Origin of the sequence: Cellulophaga sp. F20128 (assembly GCF_023015805.1) — a bacterium.
Lineage (GTDB): Bacteria > Bacteroidota > Bacteroidia > Flavobacteriales > Flavobacteriaceae > Cellulophaga.
Genome location: NZ_JALKBA010000006.1, coordinates 50,693 through 74,132 on the forward strand (window position 1 = coordinate 50,693; position 23,440 = coordinate 74,132).

General features: G+C 35.1%; 25 protein-coding genes and 1 tRNA gene. 18 read left to right on the plus strand and 8 right to left on the minus strand.

The annotated features are described in order from the left end of the window. Positions 1–522 precede the first annotated feature (522 nt). From MWU65_RS07840 to MWU65_RS07855, 4 genes are all read left to right on the plus strand, one after another. Positions 523–1,443, plus strand: coding sequence for a septum formation inhibitor Maf (locus MWU65_RS07840; RefSeq protein WP_247076731.1), 921 nt, complete (start codon positions 523–525; stop codon positions 1,441–1,443). Further along, positions 1,440–1,979: a mechanosensitive ion channel domain-containing protein gene (locus MWU65_RS07845; protein ID WP_247076733.1), complete on the plus strand. Its 540-nt coding sequence runs from the start codon at positions 1,440–1,442 to the stop codon at positions 1,977–1,979. Before MWU65_RS07840 ends, MWU65_RS07845 begins: the two co-directional genes overlap by 4 nt. A 79-nt stretch (positions 1,980–2,058) precedes the next feature. Then, positions 2,059–4,557: a PIG-L family deacetylase gene (locus tag MWU65_RS07850; RefSeq protein ID WP_247076735.1), complete on the plus strand. Its 2,499-nt coding sequence runs from the start codon at positions 2,059–2,061 to the stop codon at positions 4,555–4,557. Positions 4,558–4,671: 114 nt separating this feature from the next. Continuing rightward, on the plus strand, positions 4,672–6,381 hold the full coding sequence (locus MWU65_RS07855; protein WP_247076737.1) for a sodium:solute symporter: 1,710 nt from the start codon (positions 4,672–4,674) through the stop codon (positions 6,379–6,381). Positions 6,382–6,443: 62 nt separating this feature from the next. On the opposite strand, the gene MWU65_RS07860 is transcribed toward MWU65_RS07855, so the two are convergent. Both MWU65_RS07860 and MWU65_RS07865 read right to left on the minus strand, forming a co-directional pair. Then, positions 6,444–7,289 carry a DUF2911 domain-containing protein gene (locus MWU65_RS07860; protein ID WP_247076739.1) on the minus strand — a complete coding sequence of 282 codons (846 nt, stop codon included), beginning with the start codon at positions 7,287–7,289 and terminating at the stop codon, positions 6,444–6,446. Positions 7,290–7,369: 80 nt separating this feature from the next. After that, positions 7,370–8,221: a T9SS C-terminal target domain-containing protein gene (locus tag MWU65_RS07865; RefSeq protein ID WP_247076741.1), complete on the minus strand. Its 852-nt coding sequence runs from the start codon at positions 8,219–8,221 to the stop codon at positions 7,370–7,372. A gap of 263 nt (positions 8,222–8,484) precedes the next feature. On the opposite strand from MWU65_RS07865, the gene MWU65_RS07870 reads away from it, so the two are divergent. The 7 genes from MWU65_RS07870 to MWU65_RS07900 all read left to right on the plus strand — a co-directional run bounded on the left by MWU65_RS07870 (position 8,485) and on the right by MWU65_RS07900 (position 13,619). Further along, entirely contained in the window at positions 8,485–9,906 is a 1,422-nt protein-coding gene (locus tag MWU65_RS07870; RefSeq protein ID WP_247076743.1) for an SDR family oxidoreductase, read from the plus strand. Between the two features lie 403 nt (positions 9,907–10,309). Next, a complete protein-coding gene (locus MWU65_RS07875; protein WP_247076745.1) occupies positions 10,310–10,531 on the plus strand; it encodes a hypothetical protein in 222 nt (73 codons plus the stop codon). Between the two features lie 59 nt (positions 10,532–10,590). Continuing rightward, positions 10,591–11,274 carry an SDR family oxidoreductase gene (locus MWU65_RS07880; protein WP_247076747.1) on the plus strand — a complete coding sequence of 228 codons (684 nt, stop codon included), beginning with the start codon at positions 10,591–10,593 and terminating at the stop codon, positions 11,272–11,274. A gap of 1 nt (position 11,275) precedes the next feature. After that, positions 11,276–11,824 (plus strand): glutathione peroxidase, encoded by a 549-nt coding sequence (locus tag MWU65_RS07885; RefSeq protein ID WP_247076749.1) that lies wholly within the window; start codon positions 11,276–11,278, stop codon positions 11,822–11,824. Between the two features lie 159 nt (positions 11,825–11,983). Beyond that, positions 11,984–12,445, plus strand: a complete 462-nt coding sequence (locus MWU65_RS07890; RefSeq protein WP_247076751.1) for a TspO/MBR family protein — start codon at positions 11,984–11,986, stop codon at positions 12,443–12,445. After that, positions 12,446–12,973 (plus strand): SRPBCC family protein, encoded by a 528-nt coding sequence (locus MWU65_RS07895; protein WP_247076753.1) that lies wholly within the window; start codon positions 12,446–12,448, stop codon positions 12,971–12,973. Positions 12,974–13,172: 199 nt separating this feature from the next. Beyond that, positions 13,173–13,619, plus strand: a complete 447-nt coding sequence (locus MWU65_RS07900; RefSeq protein WP_247076755.1) for a hypothetical protein — start codon at positions 13,173–13,175, stop codon at positions 13,617–13,619. Here the strand turns inward: MWU65_RS07900 and murA are convergent, their stop codons facing one another. From murA to MWU65_RS07915, 3 genes are all read right to left on the minus strand, one after another. Further along, the gene (gene murA / locus MWU65_RS07905; protein ID WP_247076757.1) at positions 13,620–14,927 is read right to left on the minus strand and encodes a UDP-N-acetylglucosamine 1-carboxyvinyltransferase; all 1,308 of its coding nucleotides are present in this window, start codon (positions 14,925–14,927) and stop codon (positions 13,620–13,622) included. Between the two features lie 14 nt (positions 14,928–14,941). Then, on the minus strand, positions 14,942–15,613 hold the full coding sequence (locus tag MWU65_RS07910; protein ID WP_247076759.1) for a DUF4290 domain-containing protein: 672 nt from the start codon (positions 15,611–15,613) through the stop codon (positions 14,942–14,944). A gap of 100 nt (positions 15,614–15,713) precedes the next feature. Next, a complete protein-coding gene (locus MWU65_RS07915) occupies positions 15,714–16,001 on the minus strand; it encodes a DUF493 family protein (RefSeq protein ID WP_247076761.1) in 288 nt (95 codons plus the stop codon). 96 nt (positions 16,002–16,097) lie between these two features. On the opposite strand from MWU65_RS07915, the gene MWU65_RS07920 reads away from it, so the two are divergent. The 5 genes from MWU65_RS07920 to MWU65_RS07940 all read left to right on the plus strand — a co-directional run bounded on the left by MWU65_RS07920 (position 16,098) and on the right by MWU65_RS07940 (position 20,613). Next, on the plus strand, positions 16,098–16,640 hold the full coding sequence (locus tag MWU65_RS07920) for an ATP-binding protein (protein WP_247076763.1): 543 nt from the start codon (positions 16,098–16,100) through the stop codon (positions 16,638–16,640). Further along, complete coding sequence (locus MWU65_RS07925; protein WP_247076765.1) at positions 16,640–18,547, plus strand: ATP-dependent DNA helicase RecQ; 1,908 nt, start codon at positions 16,640–16,642, stop codon at positions 18,545–18,547. Before MWU65_RS07920 ends, MWU65_RS07925 begins: the two co-directional genes overlap by 1 nt. Continuing rightward, the gene (gene fmt, locus MWU65_RS07930) at positions 18,540–19,487 is read left to right on the plus strand and encodes a methionyl-tRNA formyltransferase (protein WP_247076767.1); all 948 of its coding nucleotides are present in this window, start codon (positions 18,540–18,542) and stop codon (positions 19,485–19,487) included. The genes MWU65_RS07925 and fmt overlap by 8 nt, the downstream gene beginning before the upstream one ends. Before the next feature lie 177 nt (positions 19,488–19,664). Continuing rightward, a complete protein-coding gene (locus tag MWU65_RS07935; RefSeq protein WP_247076769.1) occupies positions 19,665–19,937 on the plus strand; it encodes an HU family DNA-binding protein in 273 nt (90 codons plus the stop codon). 115 nt (positions 19,938–20,052) lie between these two features. Further along, a complete protein-coding gene (locus MWU65_RS07940) occupies positions 20,053–20,613 on the plus strand; it encodes a YqgE/AlgH family protein (protein ID WP_247076771.1) in 561 nt (186 codons plus the stop codon). On the opposite strand, the gene MWU65_RS07945 is transcribed toward MWU65_RS07940, so the two are convergent. Both MWU65_RS07945 and MWU65_RS07950 read right to left on the minus strand, forming a co-directional pair. Further along, on the minus strand, positions 20,610–21,455 hold the full coding sequence (locus tag MWU65_RS07945) for an aminotransferase class IV (RefSeq protein ID WP_247076773.1): 846 nt from the start codon (positions 21,453–21,455) through the stop codon (positions 20,610–20,612). The genes MWU65_RS07940 and MWU65_RS07945 overlap by 4 nt on opposite strands. A gap of 53 nt (positions 21,456–21,508) precedes the next feature. Beyond that, the gene (locus tag MWU65_RS07950) at positions 21,509–21,892 is read right to left on the minus strand and encodes an START-like domain-containing protein (protein ID WP_247076776.1); all 384 of its coding nucleotides are present in this window, start codon (positions 21,890–21,892) and stop codon (positions 21,509–21,511) included. 138 nt (positions 21,893–22,030) lie between these two features. Between MWU65_RS07950 and MWU65_RS07955 the strand changes: the two genes are divergently transcribed. Then, positions 22,031–22,104 (plus strand) — tRNA-Met (locus MWU65_RS07955). A gap of 32 nt (positions 22,105–22,136) precedes the next feature. Here MWU65_RS07955 and MWU65_RS07960 read toward each other — a convergent pair. Continuing rightward, entirely contained in the window at positions 22,137–22,280 is a 144-nt protein-coding gene (locus MWU65_RS07960) for a hypothetical protein (RefSeq protein ID WP_247076778.1), read from the minus strand. 263 nt (positions 22,281–22,543) lie between these two features. Here MWU65_RS07960 and MWU65_RS07965 point away from each other — a divergent pair, with 263 nt between their 5' ends. Then, positions 22,544–23,422, plus strand: a complete 879-nt coding sequence (locus MWU65_RS07965; RefSeq protein ID WP_247076780.1) for a family 16 glycosylhydrolase — start codon at positions 22,544–22,546, stop codon at positions 23,420–23,422. Positions 23,423–23,440: the final 18 nt, after the last annotated feature.

The window sequence follows — 23,440 nt, forward strand, 5'->3', positions numbered from 1 at the left end:
CTAAATAAGGTCGTCTAAATAATTGTTATATATCCATAACGTTTAAGTTTAAATTACGCTTTCATTCAATCCAAATTAATTTTATTCTACTCCTTTTTAGTATATAAACTTGATTCTAAAAGTTTTTATTTCGAAATTAGATTTCAATTTTTTTGACTTAAATTTGGTCGTCTGTAAACTTTTCTCTTAAAGAATTAGAGCTTATTAAAAGTGATTGATGTCATATTAAAATAAATCAACTTTCAACTTCTAGATAGAACCAAAATAAAAATTGAAAGTTTGATATTATCAAATTTGTTATAATTACTTTTAAAACAAATATTATTTTATTTTCTTTACTAAATTTAGGTTTCAAAAAGTTACAAAAAAAACGTTAATTAAACAAATTTTTAAAGAATTTACTTACATATTATGTGATTAATTTAAAAAATACAACTTCAAAAGCCATAAATATATAAACAAAATAACCTTACTTTTATACCCAAATACTAGTATCAATTTTACTACTAAATTTAGGTCAATATGAAACATATACTATTTAAAACAGCGCTTTTCTCGCTACTGCTTTGTGCGTTTTCCTGTAAACACGAATCCCAGATACAAGACAACAAAGTTAAAACAGCGAAACCAAAGGCAAAACCGCTTCCGACCGAGTTTAAAAAATATTGGTATGCTGGCCAAGCAGAAGTCACCTCGTATTCCTTAGAACAGGCAAGATACGGCGAGTTACGCAACGGAACTGCCATGTTAATTTATGTTACTGAGCCCTTTAAGGCCAGCAAACAAGTAAAAGCAGATGCCGCTAGCCCAGACAATGTATCGGTACTAAAATTAAATGCCACCAAAAGTTTCTTAACAGGGATTTACCCCTACAGTGTAATGACCAGTACTTTTTACCCTGTGGCAGACAATAGTAATGCCTTAAAAGTTACTAATTCTGTTCAGGAATGGTGCGGACAAGTATTTGCTCAGATAAATAATAAGGAAGATTTTGAAATCGCTACTTTTTCTTATTTTGAAAGTGAAGGAGATCAGCAATTTTCATTAAAAAAGAATACCTTAGAAAATGAAATTTGGAGTAAAATTCGCATCCACCCATCGGATATGCCAACGGGAGAACTACAGATAATTCCAGCTTTGGAATATCTTCGATTTAGCCATAATGAACTAAAGGCCTATACCGCTAATGCAACGATTACCAATCAAGGAGACCTAACGGCCTACCGCTTAGATTACCCTGAGTTAGAACGTAGCTTAACTATTAAATACACCACACTTTTTCCACATACCATAGAGGGCTGGACCGAAACCTACAAAAGTGGTTACGGACAAGATGCCAAGGTTTTAACAACCACAGCTACTAAAATTAATAGGATAAACACAGCTTATTGGCAACAAAACAGCAACAAACATTTACCATTAAGGGATAGTTTAGGATTATGAGAGATTTTATACAGGACAACACAGACCAAATTATTAATACTTCCATTTGTTTGGCCGCCTTTTTTATCTTGAGGTATAGTACCGCCAAAGCCATACGAAAAATTGGTAAAATTGGAGACATCAACAAGGTTAGAACAAAATTAATCGTTAAATATGCATCCATTGCACTCACTGCTATAGGCGTATTTGTTATTAGCTATATTTGGCGCGTAGATTTTAAAGATCTAGGACTAATTTTCTCCTCCGTATTTGCTGTAATAGGCGTTGCTTTATTTGCGTCTTGGTCTATTTTAAGTAATATTACTGCTGGTGTTATTCTCTTCTTTGCCTTTCCCTTTAAAATAGGGGACCGCATAAAAATATTGGATGGAGATTTCTCAGAAGAAGTAGATATCTTAGACATTAAAGCTTACCATATCTATCTAAAAAATGATAAAGGTGAGTTACTTACCTACCCCAACAACTTATTGTTGCAAAAAGGGGTTGTAATCATCAATAAGGAGGCAGATGATTTTGGTGAAGGTGATTTCATTTAAAAGATGTTAAAGAACCTTTAAAATTGACAAGAAAGCCACTTATCTTCTTATATTTGGTTATCAACCTAAACTAAAATTTATGCGCCATGTATTGGTTTGTTGCATACTTTCTATTGTATGCTTCAATCTAGGAACTGCACAAGTTCCTAAAAAAAAATCATCATCAGAGATCTATCATTCCATACAAAAATTAAATTTTTTAGGTTCTGCGCTCTATATAGCCGCTCACCCAGATGATGAAAACACACGATTAATTTCTTATTTATCGAATGAGGTCAAAGCTAAAACTGCCTATTTATCATTAACGCGAGGAGATGGAGGGCAGAATTTAATTGGTCCAGAAATTCGCGAACAACTAGGGGTTTTACGAACACAAGAATTGCTAGCAGCACGGAATATAGATGGAGGAGAACAGTTTTTTACGAGAGCAAACGACTTTGGATATTCTAAACACCCCGATGAAACTTTAGCCATATGGAATAAAAAAGAAGTGTTGGGTGATGTGGTTCAAATTATTAGACAGTTTAAACCAGATGTAATTATCAATAGATTTAATCACGAAAACCCAGGTTCTACCCACGGCCACCATACATCGTCTGCCATGCTTAGTATAGAAGCTTTTGATTTGGTAAACAATAGTACTGCCTACCCAGAACAGTTAACTTATACTGACACTTGGCAACCCAAACGTTTGTTTTTTAACACCTCTTCTTGGTTCTATGCCAGTGAAGAAGCGTTTAACAAAGCAGATAAAAGCAACTTGCTAAAACTAGACGTTGGCGTCTATTACCCTATGTTAGGTGTTTCTAATAATGAAATTGCATCCCTAGCTAGTAGTCAACATTTATGTCAAGGTTTTGGAAGAATAGCAACTCGAGGAAGTCAGAGTGAATATATAGAATTGTTAAAGGGTGACATGCCCACCAATACTAATATTTTTGAAGGCATTAATACCACATGGACAAGAATACAAGGTGGTAAAGCAATTGGCAAACTACTAAATGAAGTGGAAACCAATTTTAATTTCAAAGAACCATCAGTTCATTTACCGCAATTAATTGAGGCGTACCAACTATTACAAAAATCGACTGACAAGCATTGGAAAGAACAGAAATCTGAAGAATTAAAATCCATTATAACTGCCATTAGCGGCTTGTATTTAGAAGCAAATGCCAATAGCACCAATAGTACTCCTAACGGAAAATTTAAAGTAAATATTGAAGTGTTAAACAGAAGCACTAATGCCATTGTGTTAAAATCTGTTCAGATTGGAAATACCAAGTTAAGCCCCAACCTATCCCTGGAAAATAATATAAAACAAAATTTAAACTTAGAGGTTTCTGTGCCAAATAATATAGGATATACAAGTCCGTACTGGCTAATGGAAAAAGGAAGTTTAGGGATGTATACTGTAGCAGATAAAACACTAATTGGCAAACCAGAAACACCAGGCGCCTACCAGGCAATTTTTGAATTGCAGATTAACAAGTATACCTTACATATTAAAAAGCCTGTGGTATATCATTACTCAGAGCCCGATAAAGGAGAGTTGTACCGGCCTTTTGAAATTCTGCCTGATGCTAGTGTTAGTATTAAAGACAAGGTTATTATTTTTTCTGATAGCAAGACAAAGGAAATCCCTGTAACAATTAAAGCCTTAAAAGATAATGTTAAGGGCGAGGTTCAATTGTGCTACTCCCAAGAATGGCAGGTAAAAGAGGATACAAAATCGTTTCATATTTCTAAAAAAGGAGACACCAAAACCATACTTTTTGAATTATCTCCTCCACAAAATGAAGCAGAAAATTACATTGCTCCAATAGTGAAGGTGAATGGTAAGGAACTCACTAAGGAACTGGTAGAAATTGCCTATGATCACATACCAACCCAATCCCTTCTTTTACCTTCGGAAACCAAGGTAGTGCGACTTAACATTAAAAAAGAAGGAGAGAAAATAGGCTATATTGTAGGTGCCGGCGACAATGTTCCTGAAAGTTTAGAGCAAATAGGCTATCAAGTATCTTTGATTGATCCTAGTGCTATTAATGAGGAGTTGCTACAGAATTTTGATGCCATTGTTGTTGGTATTCGTGCGTACAATGTGGTAAACGATCTAAAGTTTAAACAACGTTTTTTATTGGATTATGTAAAAAATGGTGGCAACTTAATTATTCAATACAATACGGCTGGTAGAAATGGTGTAGGTGTAGAAAACCTATCTCCCTACCCTATGCAATTATCAAGAGACAGAGTTACGGATGAAAATGCAACGGTTTCAATCTTGGCAACCAATCATCCACTTGTAAATTTTCCCAATAAAATAACAACAAAGGATTTTGAAAATTGGGTCCAAGAACGCGGTTTGTATTTTCCAAATGAATGGAGTACAGAGTTTACCCCTATCCTATCTATGGCAGACAAGGGAGAATCTGCTAAAACTGGCAGCCTAATTGTAGCCCCTTATGGCAAAGGAAATTATATCTACACGGGACTAAGTTTTTTTAGAGAGCTACCAGCAGGGGTTCCCGGCGCTTACAAACTGTTTGCAAACATGCTATCTTTAAAAAGCAGTAATTAAAAATTAGAAAAATGGAAGAAAAATTTATTTGGAAAAAAGAATACAATTGGGTATTAGTTTTGAATGCAATTTATACTCTTTCTTTTTATATACTAATGAAAATCTACGGATAGTATGGCAACATTAGATTGGTACTTACTTATTGGAACTTTACTTTTTATTGTAGGTTATGGTGTATGGAAAACAAGGGGAAGCAAAAATGTTAATGATTATGTCTTAGGAGGAAACCAATCCAAATGGTGGACCATTGGGCTGTCTGTAATGGCTACTCAAGCGAGTGCCATTACATTTTTATCCACTCCTGGTCAGGCCTACCATGACGGGATGGGATTTGTGCAATTTTATTTTGGACTCCCACTTGCCATGATTGTTATTTGCATTGTATTTGTTCCTTTGTATCACAAGCTAAAAGTCTATACCGCTTATGAGTTTTTAGAAAATAGGTTCGATGTAAAGACAAGAACATTAGCGGCCTTCCTTTTCCTAATTCAACGTGGCCTGGCGGCGGGTATAACAATTTATGCGCCCTCTATCATCCTATCTGCCGTTTTGGGATGGGACCTTAGAATACTTAATATCCTTATTGGTATCTTGGTGATTATCTATACAGTATCTGGCGGCACCAAGGCAGTGAGTGTTACACAAAAACAACAGATGTTTATTATCATGATTGGTATGTTTGTTGCTTTTTTCTTTATTTTAGGATACTTACCGTCGGATATTACATTTAGTAAGGCGCTAAAAGTAGCTGGAGCTAGTGACAAGCTAAATATTTTAGATTTTGAATTCAACACTCAAAGTAGATATACCGTTTGGAGCGGACTTACCGGTGGGTTCTTTTTGTTTATGTCTTATTTTGGAACTGACCAAAGTCAGGTACAGCGCTATCTTTCCGGTAAAAGCGTAAGAGAAAGTCAACTGGGCTTAATTTTTAATGGTATCCTTAAAATACCCATGCAGTTTTTTATTCTTTTGGTTGGGGTTATGGTTTTTGTATTTTATCAGTACAACAGCTCTCCTTTAAATTTTAATCCTGCAGCAACGGCCGTTGTAAGCAATTCTAGCTATGCTGATGATTATAAACTATTGCAAGAGGAACACTTAAAAATATCTGACCAAAAACAAATTGTACAAACAAGGTTCTCAGAAGCATTAGATGCTAATGATGCCGCAGCTCTTGCAAGCGCCAAAAAAGAGATTATTTCTTTAAATGAAAAGGAAAAGTTAGGGAGAGATGCGGCAAAAGTAATGATTACCCAAGCCGATGGTAGTATAGAGACCAATGATAAAGATTACGTCTTTATTCATTTTATATTAAATTATTTACCACAAGGAATTATAGGGTTATTATTAGCCGTTATCCTGTCGGCTGCTATGTCCTCAACAGCCTCAGAACTAAATGCATTAGGTACTATAAGCGCATTGGATATCTACAAAAGAAACTTTAAGAATAATGAAACCGACGAGCATTATGTAAAAGCATCTAAGATCTTGACTTTAATTTGGGGGATTGTGGCCATCACCATTGCTAGTGTAGCCAGCTTGTTTGATAATTTAATTCAGTTGGTAAACATCATTGGTTCCATTTTTTATGGTAATGTCTTGGGGATCTTTTTATTGGCCTTCTTTTTTAAATATGTTAAAGGCAATGCCGTTTTTGTCGCTGCTGTAATTACGCAAGGGATTGTAATTATAGGCTGGTGGTTAGATTGGATGTCTTACCTATGGCTCAATGCTTTTGGTTGTGCTTTGGTTATTGGCATCTCTATCTTTTTAGAAAGTTTTGATAGAATGATGAAAAATGGTGCTACCATTAAATCCTAATTTATAAAAAAAGCCCGTAACCTACAATTGTAGGTTACGGGCTTTTATAATTCTAGCAGCAATTACTTTGCCCCCCACTCTTTTAAAGAGTCTTCATTCATTTTAACGTAATCTGCATTTTTAGCTTCTTTAGAAGCCTCTAAAGATTCTTTAGCAGTCTTGATCGCTTTTTTCGTATCACCAGATTTAGCGTAAATTAATGACAATTGTCTCAGCTGGTAAAAGGCTGGTTTTTCGGTCATACTCATCGCTTTTTCCATCCAAACTTTAGCTTGGTTAATATCTTTTCCTTCTTGCGCATAATACACTGCAGAAGCATAATAATCACTAGCAGTAGGTCCGTTCATAGTTTTAGTAATAGCGGCAGCTACTTTTTTGTCTGTTGGCACTTCAAATTTTACTCCTACATAAACGTCTTCCCATAAAATTCCTAATACACCTGAACCGGAAGCCAAATCGTCAAAAGTCATGGTAAATGTTTCAATTTTTACAGGCATTTTTATAACAGTAGCCTTAACTGATGCAGCCACTTTAGAGGCATCCCAGTTTTGAGGTGTCCCCCCATTATTGGCATCCGTATAAAAAATAACCTCCCAAACTGAAGCAGCTGGTTTCGTAAAAACAGCATAAGTGCCCGCTTTCAATTCCTTCCCTCCTATAGTAACGGGGTCGCTAAACGTAATGGTTGTATTTTTATTAGCTCCTGTTCTCCATAATTTATCAAACGGCACTAAGTTTCCAAAAATTTCTCTACCCCGCATTGAGGGTCTAGAATATTCTAAAGTAACATCTGTTAAACCTACTTTTTGTTCTATTTTGGTAAACGGACTCGGTTGAGGCGTTTCTAACTGAGCTTGCACTCCAGATAGACCAAACATTGCGATTAATACTATTACTATTTTTTTCATTTTATCTCGTTTTTAAGTTGGTTTAAAAATACACAGATAGAAAAACACAACTGTTAAGTATTTCTTAAAATTTACCCAATTTAGTTATCGATAGAAAGTGAAAATAAACTTGCTTTTGTCCCCATCATGGGAAAAGATTCTGAAGAAATAAAATAATTTTTAGCATCTAGGACCGTTATTCCCTCTGCCTGAATAAAACCAATTTCTAAATTTGTTCGTTTTATGGTACCTGAGAAAAAGTTTTCATCAGACCAATCACTTACTTCAATAATAAAGGGCAACATTAAGAGATTGTACCCTAATAAAACCACCTTCTTTTCTTTTTGGTTGTAGGTAGCACCCGTTATCATTCCATTACTATGGTATTTCCCCATTTTTGTAGCGATATGCGACCCGGCATCCTTTGGAATCTTATAAGCTGCGGTGCCTTGGCTGTTCCACTGTTTGGTAAAAACCATAAGATAATCCTCTGAACTAATCAGTGCTTCTGCATCAAAATCACTCTTTGCAGTTCTAGTATTGGGTTGGTCTGGGTAAGAAAAATAAATTTTATCGGCCTCAACCGTTGTGGAAGCATCAAATGCTGCCTTGGATACTTTGTAAACACATAGGTCTTTTCTAATTCCGCGATGGTTACCAAAATCCCCAATATAGATAAATTGTGCATCTTGAGTCATATCTTCCCAATCCACATTTTCTGCATTGGAAATAGTTACGGTTCTGACAATTTTCATTGTAACGGGGTCTAGTTCAAATAACTGAGAGGTATGACCAGAATCATTATGCATTACAACCTTATTGTTGTAAAATATTAAACCTGAAGATTCCGTTAATTGCTCCGGTAAATTCCCAGCCAATTTTACGTTGTACTGTGAAAAAATGATATTTATTGCACCCATATAGGCGAAAAGGAAAAGGTATTTCAGTTGCATTTTTAACTATTATTTTACGGTATTTTTTTAAAGATATACAATAGTACTTCTAATCTATTAATTATGTCTAAATTTTAGGTAAACCCTAACAAATAAACAATTACTGGATGATGGGAATTCCTCATAATATAATTTTGTCTATTTTTTATAGTTAAAAGTTAGACAATTTTGTATATTTGTAGGTCCATTTGCCATAAATAAAGGCATTGGCACTGTAATTCATAAGGCAAACACTTATAAAACTTACCTATTAATCATTTAAAATGAAAATTCTAGTAACAGGTACAACAGGCTATATAGGCAAAAGATTGGTGCCTCTTTTAATACAAGAGGGTCATACTGTTGTTTGTGTTGTTAGAGATGAATTACGTGCAGAGGAATGGTATAAAAATGAACCATTAATTACAGTTGTAGAGGCAGATTTTCTCGATGCTACTTCCTTAGGAAGTATTCCTAAAGACATAGATGTAGCGTATTACCTAATCCATTCGATGTCCAATTCATCTAGTAATTTTAAATCCCTAGAAGAACAGTGTGCCATCAATTTTAAAGGCTATATGGAGACTACTGCTATGAAACAGCTTATTTATTTAAGTGGAATTACCAATGACCCTAAGTTATCTAAACATTTATCGTCTAGAAAATTAGTAGAAGAAACCTTAGCCTCTAAAAAATACGCTTTAACTACTTTTAGAGCCGGAATTATTGTGGGCTCTGGAAGCTCTTCATTTGAAATCATTAGAGATCTTGTAGAGAAATTACCGGTAATGATAGCGCCTAAATGGTTAAACACAAAAACACAACCTTTAGCAGTCAGAGATGTATTGCTCTTTTTATCGAAGGCTATTACCAAGGAAGAATTATACAATAAAGGCATTGACATTGTTGGTCCAAACGTACTTACATACAAACAAATGTTGTTACAATTTGCTCAGGTAAGAGGTTTAAAAAGGCATATAATTACCGTACCGGTAATGACCCCAAAATTATCCTCGTATTGGTTGTATTTTGTTACCTCTACCTCCTATAAACTCGCAGCTACCCTTGTGGATAGTATGGGGGTAGAAATTATTGGAAAACCCAGTGAGATAAATGCTATTTTAGACATTGAGCCAATTAGTTACAAAGAAGCTGTGGAATTGGCTTTTGAGAAAATTGAACAGAACAGTATTCTATCTAGTTGGAAAGATGCCGTAGTGAGTAGTGGCCGGTTAAAAGGAAGCATTCACAACTATATAAATGTTCCTAAATTTGGCTGTTTTATCGATTATAAAGAACGTAAGGTTATTGATAAAAAAAAGACTTTAGATAAGGTTTGGTCAATTGGTGGACCAACGGGTTGGTATTACGGCACTATTTTATGGAAATACAGAGGTTATTTAGACAAACTTTTTGGAGGTATTGGATTGCGAAGAGGAAGAACCAGTCCTACCGATTTAAGTGTAGGCGATGCTTTGGACTTTTGGCGGGTTATTTATGCCAATAAAGAACAACAGAAATTACTTTTATATGCAGAGATGAAATTACCCGGAGAGGCTTGGTTAGAGTTTAAAATTGAAGACGATATACTAAAGCAAACGGCAACATTTAGACCAAAAGGTTTGGGCGGAAGATTATATTGGTATAGTGTACTTCCTTTTCATATATTTATATTCAATGGAATGATTAAAAAGTTAGCCGCATAAAGTATAAATTAAATACACTGGTAAATAGTGTTGTTTTTTTGTTACACAACCTATATCTTTAATTGCTAAAGTACGGAGTTTAGGGTGCTGAACTCAATTGAAAAGCCTAGGAGATATAAAAAAAAGAGCAACAACAATATATTATCAATAATACTATAAGTAAAAGATATTAAAAAATTGATTTTATTACAATAATAAGTACTTAATTGCTAAAATTATAAATAGATTAGAACAAACAAGACTACCAAACCATTTTACAGCGTGTAAAGTAAAGCCATAAACCGCTTTTGGTAGCTTTAAAAAATTCTAAAATGGATGTTTGTGCTCAAGTTATATCTTTCGAGAAGAGTTTTATAATTTAGCAAGAATATCAGAAAAACAAACGATATAAATCATTAATATTATGGATGTAATAGATAAAGCATTAGAGTTTGAAAAAAGAAAAATGAAATCGCTATCCAATAGCGAAAGAGTTGAGATTTCTCGTGAAGCTAAGGCCCTTATTCTTGAATTAAACGAAATATATAAGGAAGATAAAAGCACCAAAATAATGGAGCTTATGAAACGACTAACCGCTATAAAGCGCAAGGTTGAAAAAAGGCTTAATATGAAGCCATTAACCTAGGTATATTTAACATTAAGGTGTTTGTTATGAAACTTGCTGCAGTCATCTAAAAAACACGAATGAAAACGATTGTTATTATTGGAGGTAGTAAGGGCATTGGCTTAGCCATCGCTAAAGCACATATTGAAACACATAAGGTTGTAGAGGTAAGTAGGTCAGTAGCAGATCTAGAACATCAAAACTTAACGCATTACCCATGTAATGTCCTTACCGATGAGTTGCCAATGATAGACCACATAGACAGTCTTGTTTATTGTCCTGGGAGTATTAATTTAAAACCTATTACTCGGCTAGGTATAGAAGACTTTAGAGAAGACTTTGAAATTAATGTCATTGGAGCAGTCAAGACCATTAAACACTATTTAAATACGCTTAAAAAGGGTTCTAACCCTTCTATTTTATTGTTTAGTACTGTAGCCACTAAACTAGGAATGCCTTACCATGCTAGCATAGCAGCGGCTAAGGGCGGTGTAGAAGGCCTTGTGAAGTCTTTAGCAGCAGAACTAGCACCAAGCATACGTGTTAATGCTATTGCCCCAACAGTTACAGATACAAGCTTGGCAGCTAAGCTATTGCGCAACGATAAAATGATTGAAAACATAAAAGAAAGGCACCCTCTAAAACGCCTTTTAGATCCTTCAGATGTTGCTCATATGGCTCATTTTTTATTAAGTGAAAAGGCTCTAAATATATCTGGGCAAGTTTTAGAGATCGATTGCGGTATCGTAAACTTAAAACTGTAAAATGAAAAGATTGCTTATGATTTTATTCTTTCCTATCTTTTTTTCATGCGGTTCAAAAACAATATCAGAACCTAAGCTTAGCATTTATGACATCGCAATTAATGAAATAACAGGATCTCCTATTGATTTGGCTGATTTTAAAGGTAAAAAAATACTTTTTGTAAACGTAGCTTCTAAATGTGGATTTACGGGTCAGTATAAAGAGTTACAGCAACTCTACAACACCTACCAAGACAAGCTAATGATTATTGGTTTACCTTGTAACCAATTTGGAAGCCAAGAAGCAGGTTCTAACGAAGAAATTGAAACCTTTTGTCAATTAAATTACGGTGTAACTTTTTTAATGACCGAAAAAATAAGTGTCAAAGGAGACAAGCAACATCCATTGTACGCCTGGTTAACACAAAAAGAGCGCAATGGTAAAACCAATACAACCGTAAAATGGAATTTTCAAAAATATTTGGTAGATGAAAAAGGTAGGTTAATAGACTACTTCTATTCTACTACAAATCCGTTAAGTAAAAAAATAACAAAACATATAACGGGCTAAGACATAGCTTGTATATTTAGAAACAGTTAGGTCTTAGATCAACTACATCAAAGTATACACCATACACCAAGAAAGATAGGCTTGCTACAATAAACTACTTTAAGTACATTTTCTAGTTTGTAAAGCAGGAGATACAATGTAGATATAAAAAACGCACTTATGAAACTAGCTAAATTTACCACACTTTTCCTTGTTTTAAATTTCGGCGCCTTAGCACTGGGTATGTGGCTTATGAACAATGGCCCGCAAACCACTTGGTACATGCAACTGAATAAGGCTCCTTGGACGCCTCCAGGTTGGGTTTTTGGTTTTGCTTGGACCACCATAATGATTTGCTTTGCCTTTTATATGGCGTATGTAGCAAAAAACAGCAACAACTTTAAGTATATTATTCCCTTTGCCCTACAGTGGCTTTTAAATGTTGGGTGGAATTATGCCTTTTTTAACCAACATTATGTTGGCATAGGATTACTTGTAATTGTTGCGCTAACACTAGTTGTTATTTACATCCCTTTACGCTACCGGAAAGAAACTGGAAATAAATGGCTCTTATTGCTTCCTTATTGTGTTTGGTTAATTATAGCAACTTCTTTAAATGCCTATATTTTAATCTATAACTAAATGAAAATTTACCGCTTACATAAAAAACAAAATTTGCCAATAGGCATAGATACAGCTTGGGAATTTTTATCGAATCCTGAAAATTTAAAAATTATTACTCCAGACTATATGGGGTTTAAAACACTTTCCGGAGCAGACAGACCCATGTACCAGGGGCAGGTCATACAGTATAGCGTAACTCCTGTGTTAGGGATAAAAACAAAATGGGTGACAGAAATCACCCATATGGTGCCAAACCAATATTTTGTAGATGAACAGCGCTTTGGCCCCTATGCATTTTGGCACCACAAACACTTTATAAAAGAAATAAATGGTGGTGTAGAAATGGAAGATATTATTGACTATAAGCTGCCTTTAGGGATAATAGGTGAACTTGTGCAGCCATTTCTTGTACAACCAAAGTTAGATGAGATTTTTAGCTATAGAAAAACGAAGTTAGTCCAGTTATTTGGCACCTATGAACAGCAAGAGGGTAACTTATGCTTTGCTAACAATGCAGAAGTACGACCAGAATACAAGGAAAAATAAACTTCCCGACATTAAATTAGTGTCATTTTATTTCACGAAATAACAATTCTTCGGATTTTTTCCTTATCTTATAGTGTTCTCTTGTAGATATTAGTAACAGTACCACTCCCCCAATTCCAATTCATTTCTTACTTTGATTCCTAAAAATTATTAAATTATGGAAGCAAATTATTAATTACTTTTTAAAACCAAATGTAGTATGATTGATATCTTAAGATTACTGTTTGAATTTGGTTCTGTAATTGTATTTTGTATGTTACAATTTATTATCTACCCTTCCTTAAAATTCTATTCTAAAGATGAATTAATAAAGTGGTACCACTTGGAAAGAGATCGTATCTTTTTATTTGCCGTTATTTTAGCTCCTGGGCATTTAATAGTGTCCGTTTTTCAACTTTTAAACAGACAAGATGCTTATACAATGACAAGCATTGGGGTTATTTTCCTTTTATGGCTGCATCATTTTATGATTGTAGAACCAAAACATCGTAAAATAATAGCGGGCATAGGTTCTACGGATCAGATATTGAATAGTATCACAAAAAACAACCTAGCACGAATACTGGTATTAGTATTCTTACTAGGTTGGTCTATATATAATACGATACTAGAAACCGATCTGTGGTTAAGCAGTTCTAGGAATTAGTTACACTCTTGTAATTTTTGCACCAATAGCTTGCAAACGCTCATCAATATTTTCATACCCGCGATCTATTTGCTCTATATTGTGAATGGTAGAAGTTCCTTTTGCAGATAAGGCTGCAATTAGTAACGAAACACCAGCTCTAATATCTGGAGATACCATTGTAGTTGCTTTTAAGGTAGATTTAAAATCGTGCCCAATGACCGTTGCTCTATGTGGATCACAAAGAATAACTTTTGCACCCATATCTAATAATTTATCGACAAAGAACAGACGACTTTCAAACATTTTTTGATGAATTAAAACTTCACCACGAGCTTGGGTAGCCACCACTAGAATGATACTTAATAGATCTGGAGTTAATCCAGGCCATGGCGCATCGGCAATGGTTAAGATAGAGCCGTCAATATAGTTTTGGATTTCATACCCATCTTTATGTTCAGGAATATAAATATCATCACCTCTTCGCTCTAACTGAATTCCAAGTTTTTGAAAAACCGTAGGTATTTGTCCTAGATCATCCCAACTTACATTTTTAATAGTAAGTTCACTTTTTGTCATTGCAGCCAAACCAATCCAACTCCCAATTTCAATCATATCGGGGAGCATTCTGTGTTCTGTACCGCCCAAAGCGTCTACACCTTCTATAGTTAATAGATTAGAACCTACTCCCGAAATTTTTGCGCCCATCCTATTTAACATCTTACAGAGCTGTTGTAAATAGGGCTCGCAAGCTGCATTATAGATGGTCGTTGTTCCTTCTGCCAATACAGCAGCCATAACAATATTTGCGGTTCCGGTAACCGAAGCTTCATCTAAAAGCATGTAAGTGCCTTTTAATTTTTTAGCTTCAACTCCGTAAAAATATTCCTCTTTATTGTATCTAAATTTAGCTCCAAGTTTAATAAAACCTTCAAAATGGGTATCCAATCGTCTTCTTCCAATTTTATCCCCACCTGGTTTTGGAATATATCCTTTACCAAAGCGAGATAACAAGGGGCCTACAAGCATTATTGAACCTCTTAGTCCACGCCCGTCTTCTTTAAACTGATCGGATTGTAAGTATTCTAAATTAACATCATCCGCTTTAAACGTATACGATCCTTTGCCTCGTTTCTGAATTTTAACACCCAAATCTTCTAGCAAAGCAATTAGCTTGTTCACATCTACGATATCGGGTATATTATTAATATGAACCTCTTCTGGAGTAAGTAATACAGCGCAAAGTATTTGTAAAGCTTCGTTTTTTGCACCTTGTGGAGTTATTTCTCCTTGCAGACGATGACCGCCTTCAATTTTAAATGTTCCCATTTAAGATAAGAATATTAATACCGTTTTTTACCGCGGTTGTTTGTATTATTATTATTTGATCTTTGATTGCTCTTTCCATTGGTATACCTAGAATTAGATTTCGCAACCTTATTTTTTAAGAATTGTCCGCTATCTGTTAAGGTTTCTTCCTTTTTAGCAAAATCTATTCTTCCATCACTTAACTCATATAAATGTTTAAAGATGGCACTGTCATCAACCACATCTTTATTCCAATTTAAGTAGCATTTTTTCATGTGATTTGCAATAGCGTATTCTAAGCCATCTCTCATATCACCTTCTTCCCACTCTACTGCAACATCTATCATACGTTTTATGTTATTCCCATAAAACCTGTATTTTGGAAAATTCTGAGGATACTCTAACGGCTCTGGTCGCTCTTGCAACATTTCCTTTGTAGTTATGGGGAATGGTGATTCTACATCCAATTTAAAATCGGACATGATGAATAACTGGTCCCATAATTTATGTTGGAAATCTGGCACATCTCTTAGGTGAGGTTGTAAATTGCCCATCACACTAATAATAGATTTGGCTATTTTATTACGTTCTTCTGTATCTTCTATAGATACAGCATAGTCTACCATTTTTTGAAAATGACGACCGTATTCAGGAATAATGAGCTGACTGCGCTCAGTATTATATTCTAAGTTTTCTACTAAATTCAAACTAATAAGATTTTTGCTTATTTATTTATAAACGTGAAGTTCTACGCTAATATTCTGCAAATTACTAAATAAATCAAACAAATACCAATTCTATACCATTTTATAACGATATCACCCCTTTTATTTCGCCTACTTCTTTATATTTAGCGATAACAGCAGTCGGGTTTTTCATATTTACAGTTATGGAAACACTCGTATATTTTCCATTTTTAGACTTTTTTGATTCTATTACAGCCCCTGTATTATCAAATATATTCTGTATTTGTAAAGCCTTATCCGTATTTGTTGGCACTATAAATTTGTAGAGGTAATCTGCTGGCCAACTGTTGTTTACTTCCAGTTGCTCTTTTAAGCGTGCGTAAAAATCCTCTGGGTTATCAGTGTTCATACTCTATTTTTTCTACAAATATAGTGCAATGGGTTTACCCATGCTACTTTTTGTATAGTTGCAATTTTAGTATCTTTGCTGTATTAATCTACGCTATTGAAACCAAAAAAAATAGTTCTTACTGGCGGCCCCAGTACCGGAAAAACTACAGTCATTGAGCAAATTAAAGCCATGGGCTTTTCTTGTTTGCACGAAATATCGAGAGATGTCACCTTAGAAGCTAGAAATGAAGGCATTTCTCAGCTTTTTCTAACACAGCCTTTGTTGTTTAGTGATCGCTTACTCGCTGGAAGAATTGAGCAATTTAAAACTGCTGAAGGCATCGAAAGGGAGCAGGTTTTTTTAGATCGTGGTATTCCAGATATTGTTGCCTATCTGCAAGGAACCGATATTGCATATGGTGAAAATTACACCAAAGCTTGTACCGATAATTGCTATGATGTTGTTTTTATTTTTCCGCCTTGGAAAGAAATACACGCCAACGATAATGAGCGGTATGAAGATTTTGACGAGGCCAAACGCATTCACCAACTCTTAGACAAAACGTATAAAAAGTTTGGTTATACGCCCCTTATAGTACCTCAAGGAACTGTTCTTGAGCGCACTAATTTTATACTAAAATCTCTAAATATTAGCTAGTGCAAAAAAATCCAAAAGATATTTTGCAACACTATTGGGGGCACGCCGAATTTAGGGGTTCTCAAGAGAAAATTATTGCTAATATTCTAGATCAAAAAGACGTATTGGCCCTATTGCCTACAGGGGGTGGTAAATCTATTTGCTACCAAATACCCGCTCTTGCCATGGATGGCATCTGCATTGTAGTATCTCCATTAATTGCATTAATACAAGACCAGGTAAATAGTTTAAGAGAAAAAGGCATTAAAGCAATTGCACTTACGGGTGGTATATCTTTTGACGAAGTCTCCAATCTCTTAGACAATTGTGTGTTTGGCGGATATAAATTTTTATACCTCTCCCCTGAGCGCCTGCAACAAGATGTGGTAAAGGAGCGTATTTTACAAATGAACGTGAACCTTATTGCCATAGATGAGGCCCATTGTATTTCTCAATGGGGCAATGATTTTAGACCCGCTTATAGAGATTGTTCTGTATTGCGAGAAATGTTTCCTGCCATTCCTGTTTTAGCCCTTACCGCCACGGCAACTAAAAAAGTAGCGGAAGACATTGTAGAGAACCTTCACTTTAGGACGAAACTAATTATCAAAGATTCTTTTTCAAGGGATAATATTACTTTTAAGGTCGTATGGAATGAAGACAAGCACTACCAATTAAAACAACTGTGTTCGCAAACAGACAAAAGCTGTATTGTCTACGTCCGCTCTAGACGAATGTCTGAACAAATATCCTCCTTTTTAAGCACGGCAGGATTTACCTCTACTTTTTTCCATGGTGGCATATCAAAAAAGGACAAAGAAAGCAAACTTAACCAATGGCTCACGAACAAAGTAAAAATAATGGTGGCTACCAATGCCTTTGGTATGGGTATAGACAAAGCAGATGTAGGTTTGGTTGTACACTTCCAAATTCCAGATAGTATAGAAAATTACTACCAGGAAGCAGGGAGAGCAGGGAGAAACGGGGCCCCGGCTGCAGCAATCTTGTTACTTAATAAAGAAGATGAATTACAGGTAAAAAGGCAATTTTTAAGCGTTCTACCCGATGTGGCTTTTTTAAAACTATTGTACAACAAACTAAATAACTACTTGCAAATACCCTATGGCGAGGGATCTCAGGAAAAGTACCTATTAAATTTTAACACCTTTTGTTCTACGTATAAATTAAATAGTTTGTTGACTTATAACGGACTCAAAATACTAGACCAGCATTCTGTTTTGTCGCTATCAGAAAACTATGCCAAACAGGCAACGGTAAAGTTTATCGCTTCCAAACAAGACCTTAACCACTATTTAAGTACGCACAAACATTTGGTGACCGTAGTACAAGCCCTTTTGCGAACTTATGGGGGAATTTTTGAATATGACATCAAAATAAACACCCTTTTAATTGCTAAAAAAACAACAACTGATGAGGCACTTATAACCAAAACCTTAACCCAGTTACAAAAGGATGAAATCATTGAATATACGGCCCAGCACAGTGATTTAGAGCTTACATTTTTAGTGCCGCGAGAAGACGACCAGACCATACATAGCTTTTCTAGAAAAGCAAAAGAATTGCAGCAGGTTAAAATAGACAATATAGATCAGATGATTCAGTATATCAAGAATGATACTGTTTGTAGAAACATACAATTGCTGGCGTATTTTGGAGAAAAAAAGAAGCGATGTGGTCAATGTGATGTATGCTTAAAACACGTACAATTAGACAGTTCTGTGATCGCTATAGCTGAGAGTGAAATTTTGATTATCTTAAAGTATGGGACTATGAGCTCCAGAAAACTAATACAAACACTACCTTACAAAGAGACTATTGTTTTGGAAGCCTTACAAAATTTATTAGAGGACCAAAAAATAGAAATAAACGAACAGAACCAATATCAAACACAACACATAGATGACTGATTTACGCATTGTTTTTATGGGAACACCAGAATTTGCCGTAACTATTTTAGACAGTTTACTGCAGCATAACTACACTATTGTTGGTGTAATAACTGCGGCAGACAAACCGGCTGGCCGGGGTAGAAAAATGCATACCTCTGCTGTAAAACAATATGCAGAAGCAAAGAATCTAACTATTTTACAACCTACAAACCTTAAAAGTCCTGAGTTTTTAACCGAATTAGAAAGCTTGCAAGCCAACTTACAGATCATTGTGGCTTTTAGAATGCTCCCTAAAGTAGTATGGCAGATGCCCAAATACGGTACTTTTAACCTACACGCATCTTTACTACCGCAATACCGAGGGGCTGCTCCTATTAATTGGGCCATTATAAATGGAGAAACCGAAACGGGTGTCACCACCTTCTTTATTGATGACAAGATTGATACCGGTGAAATTATCTTAAATGAGAAAATTGCAATTACTAAGGAAGAAAACGCAGGGGTTTTACACGACAAACTAATGCATCTTGGAGCAGAGTTAGTTGTACAAACAGTACAACTCATTGAAGAAAACAAAGTAAAGACCAAAAAACAGGACGATACTAAGACTCTAAAACTTGCGTATAAGATTCATAAGGACACTTGTAAAATAGATTGGAATCAAGACCTCCCTACTACCTATAATTTAATACGAGGGCTAAGTCCTTATCCTGCTGCTTGGACAACCTTATATAATGAAGATGCCGGCACAACCGTAAAAATTTACACCACAGCAATTGAAAAAAGCACACACAATTTAAAAATTGGGAGTTTGGTATTTGATAAAAAAACCATAAAAGTAGCGGTACCTAATGGCTATTTAAATGTGTTAGAATTACAGCTATCTGGCAAGCGTAGAATGAAAACTATTGATGTTTTAAACGGCTTACAACTGAAAGAAACAGCCTATTTCAGCTAAGTTCGCTTCATTTTAGCCTCAAAAAAGTGTAAAAAATGCCCTACTTTATTAACAAACCGTCCTAGTTATTAACAAAATGGTGCATTTCACCTAATTTTACTTGCGTTAACGCTAAATCCATATAAATTTGTTAGAAGAATATAAGTTATTAAAAACAACAATTAATTTTATTTAATTATGAACAAAACAGAATTAATCGATGCAATGGCAGCTGACGCTGGCATCACTAAAGCAGCAGCAAAGAAAGCATTAGAGTCTTTTTTAGGAAACGTTGAAGGATCACTTAAAAAAGGTGGTAGAGTTTCTTTAGTAGGATTTGGATCATGGTCTGTATCTAGAAGAGAAGCTAGAGACGGTAGAAACCCTCAAACTGGTAAAACTATAAAAATAGCAGCTAAAAATGTTGTTAAATTTAAAGCAGGTACTGAGTTAAGCAGCTCTGTAAACTAAACTGTATAGTTTTCAAAATAAAAAAAGCACTTCTTTCATTAGAGGTGCTTTTTTATTGGCATATTTTTTATTTTAAAAAAAAATAGTTACTTTAAAAGCATATTAATAAAATTATATGCCAACTAGCCACCCCAAAAAAGGAAACCTCCTTATAGCAGAACCATCCCTCACTGGTGATGTATCCTTCAACAGATCCATTGTTTTACTTGCAGAACACAACACAGATGGCTCTGTAGGCTTTATCTTGAACAAACCCTTACAATATACCATAAACGACCTTGTAGATGATATCAAGGCTTCTTTTAAGGTCTACAATGGTGGCCCTGTAGAACAGGATAACCTCTACTTTATTCATAAAGTACCTCATTTAATTGAAGACAGTGTAGAAATATCCAATGGAATATTTTGGGGCGGAAATTTTGAAAAAATCGTAGACCTCATCAATAACGAAATGATTACCAAAGAAGATATTCGATTTTTCTTAGGGTATTCGGGCTGGGATTCCTTTCAATTGGATGATGAATTATCGTCAAAATCTTGGATTGTATCTCACAATATATACGAAAGTGATATCTTGCTAAAATCTACCACTGCCTTGTGGAAAGAAAAAATGAATGAATTGGGAGGCGATTATCTCTTGTGGTCCAACGCTCCTGAAAATCCAGCTTTAAATTAAGACAGTCTCGCTGCAGCATTTAATTTCCCCAAAAGGTCTTTTGCTACTTCGTTACTGAATTCTTTTTTTCGATACTTGCTAATACTCTGTATGCCTGTGATTGCATTTGTTATGAATAATTCATCGGCTTTTTGAAGTTCAAATGGAGAAATAGGCCCTATTTCTAAGGTATAATTCTCTAATTTTTCTAAAATAGCAATCAATTTTTTACGGATAATACCATTTAGACACCCATTTTTTAAATGCGGTGTTTTAATAACGGTCCCCTTTACAAGAAATAAATTCCCGTTTAAAGCCTCTATTACCTGTTTGGAGTTGTTTAATAACAAGCAATTTTGATACCCGTTTTCACTGGCGTATATACTTCCCAATACATGTATAACTTTATTGTTGGACTTTAAGGTAGACAACATACCTTCATTAACGTAATGGTCTTTAAACAATTCTACTTCATAAGCAGTATCAGCATGGGTATAGAAGGGCGCTTCAAGCACCTTTGTTTCTATGATAAAACTAATATCATTGGTCGCTGGCAAATACAGTCCCCCTGAATTCCTAAAAACAGTTAGGCGGATCCGTACCGGATTGTTCTGTAAATTGTTGGCTGCAATAGTCTCCAAAATCTGAGCTTCTAAATATTCCATCGTAAAATTCATAGGAATCTCCATACGCAAAATCCGCATGGATGCCATTAATCGCAGGTAATGGTCCTCCCAGAAGTAAATCTTATCATGTACAACACGGATACTTTCAAATAGGGAGTCTCCGTACCTTAGGCCTCTATTATCTTGATCTAAAAATTGAGTGTTGTTTTCTAAAAAACTGCCATTAAAATTTACCATAAAAAAAGCCTTGAAAAAATTCAAGGCCAAAGATATTATTTATTTCAGGATTTTTATGCCGATCCTAAGACTTGTTTTAAACTAGAAATTTGATTGGTCCATAACAGTTTACCCTCTTCTACCTCGTCTTCCTCCGCAAAATCGGAAATAAACAAGGAAACGTCAGACGTAATATCATCGACTTTAATTCGCAACTCAAAATAACTATCATCATCTTCCTCTTCCCAAGAAAAACGAATAAATTCGTCATTTTTCTTTTTCAACAAATTGGCAACTTCTTCAGAACCATCCCAGATAAACGTAAATTTTTCACCTCTGGAATTCACATTATCTGCAAACCATTCTGATAATCCAGAAGGCGTTGAAATATATTGATAAAGCATTTGTGGTGATGATTGGATCACAAACTCTAGCTCGTAGTTAATTTTTTCACTCATTACTCGTAATTATTTAGAATGGGCAATATATATATTTCTCTATGATAAAAAAACTAAAAGATATATAATATTTTCATTCATTTTTTTTTTGATATAGAGAAAAAATAACTCTATATTTGCAGCCGTTTAAAAAACCTTGGCGAGGTAGCTCAGTTGGTTAGAGCGTCGGATTCATAACCCGGAGGCCACGGGTTCAAATCCCGTTCTCGCTACAACATAAAATGCAAGAAACAAACGGTTTAGTTCACACTAAACCGTTTTTTTTATGTCCATTTTTTAGGATATACTGTTCTTTTGTCCCTATTTTTTTAGACAACGCAAATTGTATTACTCCAAAAGAAATAGCCTTCCTCACTATTCTAAAAACCAAAATTTCTTTTTTTTTCATAAAAAAGCAGTGCTTTAATTTGTTTTACAACCTTGATTTTGGAGAAATCCTCATCCAAATCAATTAGACTTATTCCCAAAAGCAGAAAGGTTAGTCAGGCAACTAGCTCACACAGCAAGAAATACATCTACGCCCCACTAATTGATGAATATCTGGGAACAGACACAAATGCAGCCGCTAGGTCTTTTCTCCAAACAAAAGTTTTACTATTTTAGACAACGAACGAGAACCAATCGCCGACAACTTATTCCTAAAAACAACTTATGAAAACCATATCAAAAACTATACTGCTTCTTTTGCTCGCTGGAGGAAATTTAATTGTTGCTCAAGAAGCACCTTTTTTTATCCAGGGAGAAGATCCGAAAGAAACTGGAGTAAAATGGCAATTGGTCAAAGAAATGTCGGATGAATTTAATGGAAACAAAGTAGATGAAGAAAAATGGCAAATTTCGGGTCAAGGATGGATTGGTAGAGCCCCAGGATTGTTCATGGCTGAAAATATTAAAGTTGCAGATGGTAGTTTGCAGATTACAACCCAATTATTACCGCAAAAAGTGGTTAAAAATGGGAAAGAATTTACACATGGGGGTGGTTATGTGGGTTCAAGAAAAGGAATGACGTATGGGTATTACGAATGCGAAATGAAAGCCAATAAAACCTTTATGTCTTCTACTTTTTGGTTAATAAACGAGGGAAAGGGAAGACAAGGTTGTGATAAAAGAACAACTGAATTAGATATCCAAGAATGTGTAGGCCAAATTGAAAATAAAGCAGAATGGATGAAAAATTTTGACGAAAAGATGAACGCCAATACGCACAGTAGAAATATTCCTGAAGGATGTACGTATGAATCAGGATCTCATAAAGGCGGAGGAGTTATTGGAAAAAAAGTATATGACGATTTTCATGTGTATGGCGTATGGTGGAAATCAAAAGATGAAATTCTATTCTTTTTGGATGGTAAATTTGTTTCAAAAGTGAACCCCCCAGCTGATTTTGATATTGAAATGTATTTGAGAATGGTGATAGAAACCTATGATTGGAATCCGGTTCCAGAAGATGGTGGAATGACAGGCTCTGAAGCAGATAGAACCACGACCTACAATTGGGTTAGGTCTTGGAAATTAGGGAATTCTAAGTAATAGACCACACCCATGCGC